The following is a 13,015-nucleotide window of genomic DNA, read 5'->3' as shown; positions in this document are numbered from 1 at the left end:
TAAGCCTAACCTACTTGATTTATACTTTTATACGGACCTTAGATTGCATCCCGAAATACTGCATTGGTAATTTTTGAGCCTGATGTATACCTGCAAGGCATATTTTCGTAATTTCGGGTATGATTATATATAACGTAACGGTAAATATAGACAACAGTGTGGCCGACGAATGGCTGCAGTGGATGCAGGAAGTACACATTCCGGATGTAATGAAAACGGGCTTTTTTCTGCACAACCAGATCAGCCGGATGATAGATGAAATAGATAACGGTGGTGTAACATACGCGGTGCAGTACAAATGCCGCAACCTCGAAGACCTAGAAGAATACCAGAACGAACATGCAGACGCTATCCAAAGCAGGCACGATGCCCGGTATGCCAACCAATATGTAACCTTCAGCTCGACACTCGAAATTGTTGCCTCTGATGTAGAGCGCACAGAGCAGGCCGGGTAAAATGTTTTATAACGTATAAATCCGGAAGCAAGGGTAATAAACATTTACCTCTGCTTCCGGATTTATACGTTATACCTGCGCTAATGTATATTTCAGGAAGTATAGCGCTGTATCTGCTCCTCGGTCATGTTGCAGTTAATCCATTCCTCGTCCAGGTTGGCGCCTATCTTTTTGTAAAACCCAATTGCTGATTCGTTCCAGTTCAGTACCTGCCATTTAAAGCGTTTGGCACCAGTTTCCTTGGCTTCGCGGGCTACGGCATCAAATAACTTTTTACCGATACCGGTTCCGCGCAGGCTTTCGGTTACCACCAGGTCTTCCAGAAAAAGCATTTTGCCTTTCCAGGTAGAGTAGGCAGTATAGTAAAGCGCAATCCCAACGATACCTTCTTCAGATTCGGCAACAAAAAACTGAAAGATCGGATGATCTCCAAACCCATCGCGTTGCATATCGGCCAGTGTGTTGGTTACCTCATGTACGGCCCGTTCGTAATCTGCCAGCTCTACAATCAGTGCGCGCACCTGCGGCAGATCTTCTTTTGTTCCTTTCCTGATCTGTATATCCATGTGTGTAATTTATACTTTAGTTGTTTTTAGTTTCTAACTCTCCATTTGCTTTGTGCCTGTACCAGTTCTTTGCCGGTTGCTGTGCTGGTCAGTTTATGTAAGTACGTTGCATTTTCGGTTGCAGGTGCAGCCTCGCCCTTAATCACATCACCCATTATACTTTCAGCTTTAAAGATAATGTCGAGTTCCTGTAGTTGGTTTTGGTCGGGTGTGGTTACGGGCAGCGTTTCGAGTACCCATTGCAGATAACGTGTATTGGTTACGTGCTTGTTCAGGTCGATGTCGTGCCAGCGTACGGGTGTTTCTAGGGTATAAACAGCTTCGCTTATGGTGGGCAACTTCCCTTTGGCAAAAGGCAGCGGCTCTTGGCCGGGCACAACTTCTACCTGCATAATAAAATCCGGTACCGATACCATTTGTCTTTTTACCACATCCATCACCAGCCACACGCTTGTTGCCTGGCCCAGTAGCTCGCCTGCTTCGCTATAAATCCTGAAATCGCGGTGCAGGAAAACGCGTTCGCGCCCGGATGCCCAGGTTTCTACAGTTATACTTTCTTTGTGGCCCGGGTACCGGAACATTTCGATGCGCAGGCGCTGCAATACCCACGTCAGTCCGCGATCCAGCAACTCATACATCGATATACCCAGCGTGGCGGTATTGACCCAGGCGGCTTCCTGCATGTAACTTACCAAAGCCGGCAAGGTGGCCTGCCCATGATAATCTACTTCGTTGGAGCGTACTGTAAAGGCCGATGTTCCTGCTGTTGCTTTTTTCATAGGTGTAGGGTTGGTACAGCGCTAAATTAAGTATACGGCCGTTTCCATACTACCTTAAACACAAAAAAGCACATCTGTTGCCAGCTGTGCTTTCTGTTTCTAATCAAATTTTATACTTCGCAAGTATAAAAAAAGCCGCGCTACCAACTAAGGCAGCGCGGCTTTTTAAAGTATAAATTTACAGCTTATTGTTGCGTTTGGTACGGATTAACGCCCATATTCTTGTAAACAAACGACCACGTATCGGCAGCTTCCTGAATAACCAGTGAGGTTGGCTTACCAGCACCGTGGCCGGCACGCACATCTACTCTGATTAAGTATGGATTGCCCGGTGCACCTTTAGCCTGCAGTTCAGAAATAAACTTGAACGAGTGCGCAGGCACTACACGGTCGTCGTGGTCTGCGGTTTTCACCATTGTGGCCGGGTATTTTACGCCTTCTTTGATGTTGTGCAATGGCGAGAATGCCTGCAGGTTTTTGAACTGTGCCGCATCATCTGAAGAACCATACTCCGGTACCCATGCCCAGCCAATCGTGAATTTGTGGAAACGCAGCATATCCATTACACCAACGGCCGGAAGCGCTACTTTAGCCAGTTCAGGGCGTTGCGTCATGAAAGCGCCTACCAGCAAACCACCGTTAGAGCCACCAGCTACAGCCAGTTTCTCAGAGGAAGTATACTTGTTGCTGATCAGGTATTCGGCAGCGCCAATAAAGTCATCGAATACGTTTTGCTTGTTTGGCGTTACACCGGCTTTGTGCCACTCTTCGCCGTACTCGCCACCGCCGCGCAGGTTAGGCATCGCGTACACGCCGCCGTTCTCCAGCCACAGCATGTTAGAAATGCTGAAGCTTGGGGTAAGCGAAATATTAAACCCACCATAAGCGTACAGATAAGTCGGGTTGGTGCCATCCAGTTTCAGGCCTTTTTTGTGCACAATAAACATCGGCACTTTGGTACCATCCTTCGAAGTATAAAATACCTGCTTGGTTTCATAAGCATCCGTATCAACATTTACTTCGGTTTTGCGGAACAGGCTTACTTTGTTGTTGGCAATATCGTAGCGGTAGATAGTTGGCGGGTAGGTAAACGAAGTGAAGGTAAAGAATACTTCTTTGTCGTTTTTCTCGCCGTTAAAGCCACCAACAGAGCCAATGCCCGGAAGCGCTACATTATGCAGTTGCTTGCCGTTTGTATCAAAAACAGTTACCTGGCTGCTCGCATCTTTCATAAAAGAAGCTACAATGCGGCCACCAACCAGTGATACGCCGGTCATTACATCTTCAGAATGCGGGATCACTTCTTTCCAGTTGGCTTCCTGCGGCTTTTTTGGGTCGATCAGAACCAAACGGTAGCGCGGCGCATTTTTGTTAGTGCGCACCAGCAATTTATCGCCCATGTTATCCACTACATTGTACTCCGACTCGAAGTTGGTTATAAGCGGCTTGATGGTAGATTTCGGATCAGACAGGTCTTTGTAGTATAAAGCGTTGGCTCCGCTGGCACCTTCCGATACGTTCAGAATCAGGAAGCGCTCGTCTTCAGTTGTCTGGCCGTAGTAGTTGCGCAGCGCAAATTTCTTGTCTTCGTAGATCAGTTTATCCTGGCTTTGCGGCGTGCCTACTTTGTGGTAGTATACTTTATGGAACTCGTTTTTATTAGCCAGTTTGTTGCCTTCAGTTGGCGCATCGTAGCGGCTATAAAAGAAACCATCCTTGTACCAGCTCGGCCCTGAAAACTTCACCCAGTCAATCTGGTCGTCTAGTTTTTTGCCGGTAGCCGCTTCCATTACGTGGTAGGTGTTCCAGTCAGAGCCGCCGCTTGAGGTGCCGTACGCTACATACTTGCCATCTTTCGAGAAATCGAATGCCGTAAGCGCTACCGTACCATCTGTAGATAATTTGTTCGGGTCGAAAAATACTTTTGGCTCAGCTTCCAAAGATTCCTGTACATACAGTACGCTTTGGTTCTGCAGGCCGTCGTTTTTATAGAAGTAGTATTTGCCGTTCTCTTTGAAAGGAGCGCCATACTTCGGGTAATTCCAAATCTCAGTCAGGCGTTGCTTTATTTTATCTCTGAACTCGATATCGCCTAAGTATGATTGTGTTACTGTGTTCTGGGCAGTTATCCAGCTATCAACTTCTTCGTTGTGCGTTTCGAGCCAGCGGTACGGGTCGGCTACTTTTGTGCCGTGATAATCGTCTACGTGGTCTACTTTTTTAGTATCAGGGTAAGTTAAGGCGGTTTCAGCAGTTGCTTTGGCCTCAGTATTAGTTTCGGTATTCATGCCTGTGGCGGTGGTATCTGTTTTGGTTGTTTTGCAAGCCGACATGGCCGATAGGGTACCGGCCAGTAGCAATACGGTTGTTTTCTTCATGTTAGTTAGTAAGGTGTTTAGGTGGTGCACTCAAAAACCCAAGTTAAAGAATTATCCTGAAACTGGCTATACTTTGCAACATCGCTTTAAGCAGAGTGGCAGCTACACTATTTCGGATAAGTACCGCGTACTGGCACATATACCGCAAGTTTGAGCGCAGCGTAACTTGTGGTTGAGCATGAAGTAAGTTTGTAACTTACTTTCTGCGATAGCAGAAAAAGTACGCTTGTAGAATAAAGCTATTGAATTTTGTCATCCTGAAAGGATCTTAGTAATGAGTTGCAAGTAACACACAAGATCCTTTCAGGATGACAGCGTAGGTGAGGCAGAATTATAATAGCTAAAACCATTACCAAAGTATAAGCTGTTGCAGGTCTTGCTTTTACAAAGCAAAAAAGTTAAAAACTTATGCCATACTCAACCACAAGTTACCGCTTCGCTCAAACTTGCGGTAGCGAGTATATTTGATTTATACTTTGTTACTGCCCGAAGTTAATCTCCGTGCTATCCCCGATGTTCAGGCTGTGGCTGAAACCTTTAAAGCTGGCATCGGATCCGATGATAGAATCGTGCATCACGGCATAGCGCAGCTCAGAATAAGACCCGATAATGGAGTTGCGAAGTATGGAATTCTCGATCGTAGCATTATCTCCAATGGAGATGTTGGGCCCGATCACGGAATTGTAAATAGCGCAGTCTTTGCCAATACTAACAGGCGGAATAATAATGCAACCCGGAAACTGACTGCTGTAATCAATATTGCGCAGCTTGGCGCGGTTCAGTAAGGTGGCGTTCGCTTCAAGTAAAGTTTCTTTTCGGCCGCAGTCAAACCAATGGTCTACGTTCCAGGGCACCATCTTCTCGCCATTCTTGATCATGTGCATCAGCGCATCGGTGAGGTGGTACTCGTTTAAAGTGCGAATGTCCTCGGTAATCAGGTACTCCAAAGACTCTACAAGCCGTTTTGGGTTGTTGATCTTGTACAGGCCAACCAGCGCAAAGTTCGATTTCGGGATTTTTGGCTTCTCTACCAGCTTTACTATAAATTCATCGGAGCCTACTTCCGTTACCCCGAACATCGATGGTTTAGCTACTTTTTTTACACCGAGCACCGAATAGGACGCAGCAAGTATGGCCTGCAGGTCTACATCTACTATGGCATCGCCCAGCATAATAAGTATACTTTCGTCGTCTTTATAAGTATGCCGTGCCACCCAGAGCGCGTGGCCCAGGCCTTCGCGCGGCTCCTGTACTACAAATTTTACCGTTATCTGCGGATACTGCTGGCGCACGTAGCGTTCAATTTTTTCGCCGAGGTAGCCAATGATAAAAACAAAATCGGTAATGCCGGCCGCCAGCAGCTTTTCTATAATGTGGCCAAGTATGGTATTATCCGCTACAGGTACCAGCGATTTGGGTTGGGTGTACGTGTGTGGCCGGAGCCTGGAACCGATACCTGCTACCGGGATAATTGCCTTCATATACGATCTCCTTTTGATGCAATATATCAAACTTGGCCCTTATATTAAAGCGCCTATACCCTTGCCGTATATTATTTAATACAAGTATAATGCAGCACACAACATACTTTATACTTCAGGCGGCAGTTAGTAAGTTATAGAGAAGCGGGGCGTAATTTTGAGATATTTATACTTCAACTTAACGATGCTTTGCTAAATTCGTACTGATATCGCCGGTAAAGGCTATCTTTAACGTATAGAAACTAACCATTATAAAACCCTATGAAAAAATTATTCTTTTACCTGATTGGCTTTGTTGTGCTTTTGTCGCAGTCTTCGTGCGGATACAACGATATGGTGGCCAAAGACGAAAATGTGGAAGCTGCCTGGGCGAACGTACAAAATGCCTACCAGCGCCGCGCCGACCTGGTGCCTAATCTTGTAAATACTGTAAAAGGAGCCGCTAATTTCGAAAAAGAAACACTTACCCAGGTTATCGAAGCGCGCGCCAAAGCTACCAGCGTGAACATTACGCCGGATAACCTGACGCCGGAAAATATCCAGCGCTTCCAGCAGGCGCAGGGCGAACTGAGCGGGGCACTCAGCCGCCTGCTTGTTTCTGTGGAGCGCTATCCTGACCTGAAAGCCAACCAGAACTTCCTGGAGCTGCAATCGCAACTGGAAGGCACCGAGAACCGCATCGCCGTAGAGCGCCGCAAGTTCAACGAATCGGTACAGGATTATAACTCTTACATCCGGTCGTTCCCGCGTAACTTTATTGCCGGTTGGTTCGATTTCGAGAAGAAAGGCTATTTCGAAGCAGATGCTGCTTCTCAGAAAGCCCCTTCCGTACAGTTCTAAAGTATAATTTAATTGCTGATTGTTAGTTGTTGCTTGTTTTTCTGAACACAACAATTAACAATCATCTAGTAACCAATTAAGCCTATGCCCAAAGAATCACTTACTCCGGAAGAGGAACAGCAGATTGTAGCTGCCATTCAGGAAGCCGAGCTAAATACATCAGGCGAGATACGTGTGCACATCGAAAGCAACTGCAAAGGCAACGTACTGGATAGAGCGACCGAAGTTTTTGCGGACCTGCACATGCACCTGACCAAACTCCGCAACGGCGTGCTTTTTTATATTGCCCTGGATGACCACCAGTTTGCCGTACTGGGCGATGCCGGTATTAATGCCATTGTGCCCGACCATTTCTGGGAAGATATCACACACGAAGCCATCAACGATTTTAAACAGAAACGCTATGCCGATGGCCTGGCAAAGGGTATAAAAATGGCAGGCGAGCAACTAAAAAAACACTTCCCTTACGAAGCGCACAGCGATACAAACGAACTGAGCGACGATATCTCGTTTGGTAAATAAGCCTTATGAAGCACTCCATCCTGTTTTTATACTTTTGCCTGCTCAGCTTAGCCGCCCTGGCACAAAGCAAAGACTTTCCGCCGCGCCCTAACCCGCCGCGCCTTGTAAACGACATGGCCAACATGCTCACAAACGAGGAGAGAGCTTACCTGGAACAAAAGCTGGTTGCCTACAACGATACCACCTCCACGCAGGTGGCAGTGGTTACCATTTCCTCGATCGGGGATTATGAAATTGCGCAGTACGCCGACCAGTTAGGCGAGCTTTGGGGTATTGGCGGCAAAAAGAACGATAACGGCATACTGCTGCTTGTAGCAGAAAACGAGCGCCAGGTTACCCTCCGGACCGGTTACGGCATGGAACATATCATTACAGATGCTAAAGCCAAAGAAATTACCGAATATACCATCAAACCTAACTTTAAGGAAGGTGAGTATTTTAAAGGCCTGAATGAAGCTGTTGACATTATCATTACCCGCGCCAGCGGCGCCTACCAAGCTGATCCATCGGCCAGCTACGAAGGCGAAGGCGGCGGCAGCTCTCTCATTTTTATCATCGCGATTGTTATACTTGCCGTTTTTATACTTTCCAGGATGGGAGGCGGCGGTGGCCGTGGTGGCGGAAGAGGGCGCGGCTACTCCAGAACTTTTGGCGGACCTGTCTTTATCCCAGGTGGCTTTGGCTCGTTCAGCTCGGGTGGCGGTATGTTTGGCGGTGGTGGCGGAGGCGGTGGCTTCGGAGGTTTTGGCGGTGGCTCTTTTGGCGGCGGCGGTGCCAGCAGCAGTTGGTAAACCTGTTCAAGCTATACTTTTCATTATCTGAAACAGCAGAGGCTTTATCTTCCGGATAAGGCCTCTGTCTTTTTATGAACAAATCCTTAGGCACACTGTTTCAAGTATTTATTCTTAAATTGCACTTCCAAACGGGTAAGCACAATCCTTTCGTGGGTTTGTGCGTTACAACCCTGATACCACGCAAAACGCCTATCCTGAAAACAATAAATGCGCATTTTTAAAGATAGCACCAAATCGAAAGTTGTGGTAGGGTTTGCCACAGCCCTGGGTATTGTCGTGTTTGCGATCTACCTGACGTACAGCAGTTTTACCCAATTACTTAACTCGCTGGATGTGCTATCGCAACCTAACAACAAATTACGCACGCTGCGCCACACGCTGGCTACCATGGCTACCGCCGAAAGTACGATCAGAGCCTACACGCTTACTTCCCAGGAACGCCATTTTAACGCTTATCTTTCGCATCTAGATACTATACGGGCGCAGGTAGATACCTTGCATATTATCATGACGGCCAGCCCCACCGAACTGGCTGAAGTAGACTCCATACGCGTGCTGCTGGACAGGAAAGAGCAAAGCCTGCTGCAGTACGCCGATCTCAAAAAGCAATACAAAACACAGGATATATCAAAAGAAGCGTTGCGCCGGATAGCGTATACCTCCTCCGAAAAACCAGCGCCATATACCATCCGAAAGTATACCACAACTACCATTTCGGATCTGGCAAAGCCTGCCGGCGAAGCGGAAGAAGAGCTTGTGGAAGAAAACCCGGAATCCAAAGAAGTAAAAAAGACCTTGCTGGGCAGGCTTTTCTCGAAACGCAGAAACCAGAACGACAATGCCCAACAAGTGCCGCGTGTGCCCATTCCAAAGCTGGATGTGCGCCAGGAAACCACCATCGATACTTCTAAAACAAACCAACGCAGCAAAGAAAAGGTAGCCGATCTGGCAAATGTCCGCCGGATATTATCCAGGCTACAACGCGAGGCCGACCGCAAAGAACAGGAACTCCTCAGCAAAGAACTGGCGCTGCTGCATCAGGATAAAAGAATAATGGACCAGATCCGTAACATGGTGTATAAACTGGAGCGGCATGAGCTGGTAAAAGTACGCGAACGTTCTGGGCTGGCACGCAAAGAGGCGAAGGAAACATCTTCGGTTTTACTGGCGGTTGGTATTTTCGGGTTGGTGAGCGGCATAGCGTTCATACTTTTTATACTTCGCGATATCACGCGCAGCAACAAGTATAAATCTCAACTGATCGGGGCCCGAAAGCAGGCCATTCAGTTGGCGCGTGCCAAAGAAGCTTTTGTGGCCAACATGAGCCACGAAATGCGAACGCCGCTAAATGTTATACTTGGTTTTGCCCGGCAACTGAAACACGCGCCACTAGAGGCTGAACAAACCGAACACCTGCGCGCCATAGACAGCGCCGGCCACCACTTGCTGCACATTGTAAACGATGTACTCGACCTGTCTAAAATCGAAGCTGGTAAACTGGATATCACGCCCGTTACGTTCAGTCTGAAACAGCTGGCCACCGATATAGAACAGGCTTTCTTTATTAAGGCGACAAGCAAGCACATCCATTTCGAGGTTTTTATCGATCATAATTTACCGGATGCCTTAACGGGCGATGCGCTCCGCATTAAGCAGATCTTGTTTAACCTGGTGGATAATGCCATCAAGTTCACGCACGAAGGCCAGGTGCAGGTAAAGTTCATGCTTAAGTCTATCCGGCGCAGCCGTGTGGTGCTAAGTATCGCTGTTACAGATACAGGCATTGGTATAGCACCCGAGCGGATGCAGCATGTGTTCGGGGAGTTTAACCAGGCCGATGATTCGATACTCCGGAAGTATGGCGGCACTGGTCTGGGCCTATCTATCAGCCAGAAGTTAGTGGAAATGCAAGGTGGTACGCTTGCCGTAAACAGCGTTTACAACAAAGGCACTACGTTTAATATTGTGCTCCCACTCCTAAAAGCGACTACCGTTGTGGCGGCTACTGCTGCGCCAAAACTACAGCTGCCCTTACCTCAGGCTTTTGCAGGCTACACTGCTTTGGTAATAGACGATGATACCTTCAGCCAGACGCTGAGCAATCTTATTTTAAGCAGGTGGGGCATTAAAGTACATCTGGCAAGCGATGCTACAGAAGCGCTGGCATTGGTTAACAAGTATAGATTTGATATTATCCTGACTGATATCCAATTGCCAGGCATGAGCGGAAAATCATTGGCACGCCTGATCCGGAAGCAGGACAAACATGTTCCGATCATCGCGCTTACGGCCAATATCATGAGCAATGATGCCGCTTTTTTCCATAACACGCCTATTTCAGGTCATTTGCTGAAACCTTTTACCGAACAGGAACTGTATCAGAAACTAGCCGAAATACTGGAGCCACAGCCAGCAACAGAACCATACACACCACTTGCTGAGAAAACCCAAAACCAGGCTAATGCGCTTTATAACCTGTCTGATATCCGTAAGTTTACCGGAACCGATACAGAAACACTTGTAGCAGTGCTGGATGTGATGTGCCAGGATCAATATACCAACCTGGAACAATTGCTGGATGCTAAAGACATGGGAAACTGGACTGCTGCTGCCGAAGTCGCCCACAAAATGCTGACTGCTTTTAAACACCTGAAGGCAGATTCTGTGGTACCCTATTTGAGTAAACTCGAACAGGAACTGCACCAGCCGGGCCAGAGCGAAGAAGAACTGGAAGCATTAGCTGAAAGTATAAACGACAATACATTTTTAGTTCTGGAAGCGCTGGAAGAGGAAATTGCTCAACTTAAAAGTATGGTAAAGGCATCGGCTTCGTAAGTTTACTTTTGTTTAAATCAAAAACAGCGGCCCTGCATCAAGTTAAAGTATGATGCAGGGCCGCTGTTTTAAGTTGGAGGTACGCTATATTATAATTCGATATTGTATAATTTGAGCTTATTGTAAAGCGTTTTGCGGTCGATGTTCAGCAGGCGGGCCGCTCTGGATTTGTTATACTTTACTTTCTCCAGCATCCCAATGATCAACTCTTTCTCGCTTTGGCCGGTTATACTTTTAAGGTCGGTTACAATGGCGTGATTGACCGTTATACTTTCCTGCGGCGCTACTTCAGCCTCAAGTACCGGGTTGGTAAATACAATTTCAGGCGGCAGTTCCTGCAGCGTTAATTTATCGGTTTTGGCCAGCAGCACCGCTCGCCTGATCACGTTTTTAAGCTCACGCAGGTTGCCCGGCCAGTTATAGCGTTCTATCACAGCCTCTACTTCCGGGCTAAAGCCAAGCACATTTTTCTCGAGCTCAATATTAGCCTGCTGCAGAAAGTAGGCTGCAAATAAAAGCGCATCGCCATCCCGGTCGCGGAGCGGCGAAATATTGATCTTAAACTCGTTGAGGCGGTGGTACAGGTCTTCTCTGAAATCGCCGCGGCTTACGGCTTTTACCAGGTCTTCGTTTGTTGCCGCCAGCACGCGTACATCCACATCCAGGTCTGCAGTACTGCCTATTTTTTTCACTTTACGTTCCTGTAGCGCGCGCAGCAGTTTTACCTGTATCTCATATGGCAGGTTCCCTACTTCATCCAAAAACAAAGTACCACCGTTAGCAGCTTCAAACTGGCCTTCTTTATCTTTCTGAGCGCCTGTAAAAGCACCTTTCACGTAGCCAAACAGTTCGCTGCCAGCCAGCTCTTTCGAAAGGGCTCCGCAATCTATAGCGATGAATGGTTTATCGTGGCGCTTGCTGCGCTGGTGCATGGTGCGGGCTACATACTCTTTGCCTGTTCCGCTTTCGCCCTCAATAATAACAGACATATTGGTTGGAGCTACCAACGAGATAAACTCCTCTATCTGCTCGGCCTGCGGGCTCTGCCCACGCACGTATTTCTTAGCCCCGTTAAGCGGTTCGGTTTCTGCATCTGGTATTGTTGCAACGGCAGCTTTGCGGCGCAGGGCATTCTGTATAACCAGCAGTGTTTCGTCGGGGTTGATTGGTTTGGTAATGTATTCGAAGGCACCCATTTTAATTGCCCGGACGGCAGTACGCACATCTGCATAATGCGTCATTAAAATTACAGGAAGGTCTTCCGAAAGTACTTTAATCATAGAAAGCAATTCCAGCCCGTCTTTATCAGGCAACCGGAAGTCAGTCAGGATCAGGTCGAACTGTACGGATTTGAGCAGGCGCAAACCATCGTTTGCGGTATGGGCCGTTTCGACCAGGTAGTTTTGTCGTTGCAAAAAAGACCGGAGCATCAAGCAAAATGCCGGGTCATCGTCTATTAACAGTATCTTAGGCATAGTATTTCGTGTCTATTCCAGGCACGTTGGGTCAAGGGCACCTATGTAACGGTAAACCTCTATTTTTTGTTTAGTAAAAGTAGTGTGCACCTGTTATTACTGACGGGACTATATACATCCATAACGTAACATACTGTGTTATAAGTATAAAAAAAGCCTCCGGGTCAGCGGAGGCTTTTTTTGTCTTAAGGTAAGATGGGACGAGCAATGCTTATTGCTGTGTTTCTGTAGAAGCTGCGTTATCAGCTTTACGGATTGGTTTACCGGTTTCGTCGAAGCGGGCGATGGCACGCTTTTGCTCGGCGTTGGTAAAATATATTTCGTAGGTTGTAGTTGCACCTGCAGCACTTGCATCCGGAGCAACTTTATAAATTTCAGCTACGGTCCAGTCTTTAAAAGCTTCTGCTTTCATAGATGTTTTTACGGCTTCCGGCAACTGCGTTTCTTCTATTTTCTGTTTATCTGCTGTAGTGCTGGTAGTGGTAGTTTGTGTTGTAGTAGTTGTAGCAGCAGGTGCCTGTGTAGATGCGCCAGTAGTAGCGGCCTGTGCGTTAGCTTCAGTTGATACAAGTCCGAATGCGGCAAATGCGAATGCTATAACAGTTAACTTTTTCATAATTTCTATACGTTGCGTTTGATAGTTTTAAAATGTACTAACGGTGCAGTGCCTATTGTCAGAACTATGCCAAAAGTTAGCCGAGATATTTAAAAACCTAATTTAAAGACGTTTAAACATTATTTCGCAAATTTTATACTTCTCAATGTTTATACTTTATCCGGGGATATATTCCACAGCCTGCCCCAATACTGCCCCAAAATTCTACACTTGTTTTCTGTTCTGCTTTTTACCGTATAACCATCAGTCTGTAAACCTCCGGTATACTTGTATG

General features: G+C 47.0%; 11 protein-coding genes. 5 read left to right on the top strand and 6 right to left on the bottom strand.

What is annotated here, in order from left to right:
• The first annotated feature begins 119 nt into the window (after positions 1-119).
• Positions 120-455 (top strand): DUF4286 family protein, encoded by a 336-nt coding sequence (locus DP923_RS04940; RefSeq protein WP_112304667.1) that lies wholly within the window; start codon positions 120-122, stop codon positions 453-455.
• Between the two features lie 92 nt (positions 456-547).
• Here the strand turns inward: DP923_RS04940 and DP923_RS04935 are convergent, their stop codons facing one another.
• The 4 genes from DP923_RS04935 to DP923_RS04920 form a co-directional block, all read right to left on the bottom strand.
• Complete coding sequence (locus DP923_RS04935) at positions 548-1,021, bottom strand: GNAT family N-acetyltransferase (RefSeq protein WP_112304666.1); 474 nt, start codon at positions 1,019-1,021, stop codon at positions 548-550.
• 26 nt (positions 1,022-1,047) lie between these two features.
• On the bottom strand, positions 1,048-1,800 hold the full coding sequence (locus DP923_RS04930; protein ID WP_112304665.1) for an acyl-[acyl-carrier-protein] thioesterase: 753 nt from the start codon (positions 1,798-1,800) through the stop codon (positions 1,048-1,050).
• 185 nt (positions 1,801-1,985) lie between these two features.
• Positions 1,986-4,178 (bottom strand): prolyl oligopeptidase family serine peptidase, encoded by a 2,193-nt coding sequence (locus tag DP923_RS04925; RefSeq protein WP_112304664.1) that lies wholly within the window; start codon positions 4,176-4,178, stop codon positions 1,986-1,988.
• 479 nt (positions 4,179-4,657) lie between these two features.
• Positions 4,658-5,659 (bottom strand): sugar nucleotidyltransferase, encoded by a 1,002-nt coding sequence (locus DP923_RS04920; protein WP_112304663.1) that lies wholly within the window; start codon positions 5,657-5,659, stop codon positions 4,658-4,660.
• Positions 5,660-5,920: 261 nt separating this feature from the next.
• On the opposite strand from DP923_RS04920, the gene DP923_RS04915 reads away from it, so the two are divergent.
• From DP923_RS04915 to DP923_RS04900, 4 genes are all read left to right on the top strand, one after another.
• A complete protein-coding gene (locus DP923_RS04915; RefSeq protein ID WP_112304662.1) occupies positions 5,921-6,499 on the top strand; it encodes a LemA family protein in 579 nt (192 codons plus the stop codon).
• 84 nt (positions 6,500-6,583) lie between these two features.
• A complete protein-coding gene (locus tag DP923_RS04910) occupies positions 6,584-7,021 on the top strand; it encodes a TPM domain-containing protein (protein WP_112304661.1) in 438 nt (145 codons plus the stop codon).
• 5 nt (positions 7,022-7,026) lie between these two features.
• A complete protein-coding gene (locus DP923_RS04905; protein ID WP_112304660.1) occupies positions 7,027-7,812 on the top strand; it encodes a TPM domain-containing protein in 786 nt (261 codons plus the stop codon).
• Positions 7,813-8,022: 210 nt separating this feature from the next.
• Positions 8,023-10,650, top strand: a complete 2,628-nt coding sequence (locus tag DP923_RS04900; protein ID WP_112304659.1) for an ATP-binding protein — start codon at positions 8,023-8,025, stop codon at positions 10,648-10,650.
• An 89-nt stretch (positions 10,651-10,739) separates the two neighbouring features.
• Here DP923_RS04900 and DP923_RS04895 read toward each other — a convergent pair whose 3' ends face one another.
• Both DP923_RS04895 and DP923_RS04890 read right to left on the bottom strand, forming a co-directional pair.
• On the bottom strand, positions 10,740-12,125 hold the full coding sequence (locus DP923_RS04895; RefSeq protein ID WP_112304658.1) for a sigma-54-dependent transcriptional regulator: 1,386 nt from the start codon (positions 12,123-12,125) through the stop codon (positions 10,740-10,742).
• 211 nt (positions 12,126-12,336) lie between these two features.
• Positions 12,337-12,741 carry a hypothetical protein gene (locus DP923_RS04890; RefSeq protein ID WP_112304657.1) on the bottom strand — a complete coding sequence of 135 codons (405 nt, stop codon included), beginning with the start codon at positions 12,739-12,741 and terminating at the stop codon, positions 12,337-12,339.
• Positions 12,742-13,015 lie beyond the last annotated feature (274 nt).

This window comes from Pontibacter arcticus (genome assembly GCF_003284895.1).
Taxonomy (GTDB): Bacteria; Bacteroidota; Bacteroidia; order Cytophagales; family Hymenobacteraceae; genus Pontibacter; species Pontibacter arcticus.
This window is presented reverse-complemented; position numbering and strand designations above follow the sequence as displayed.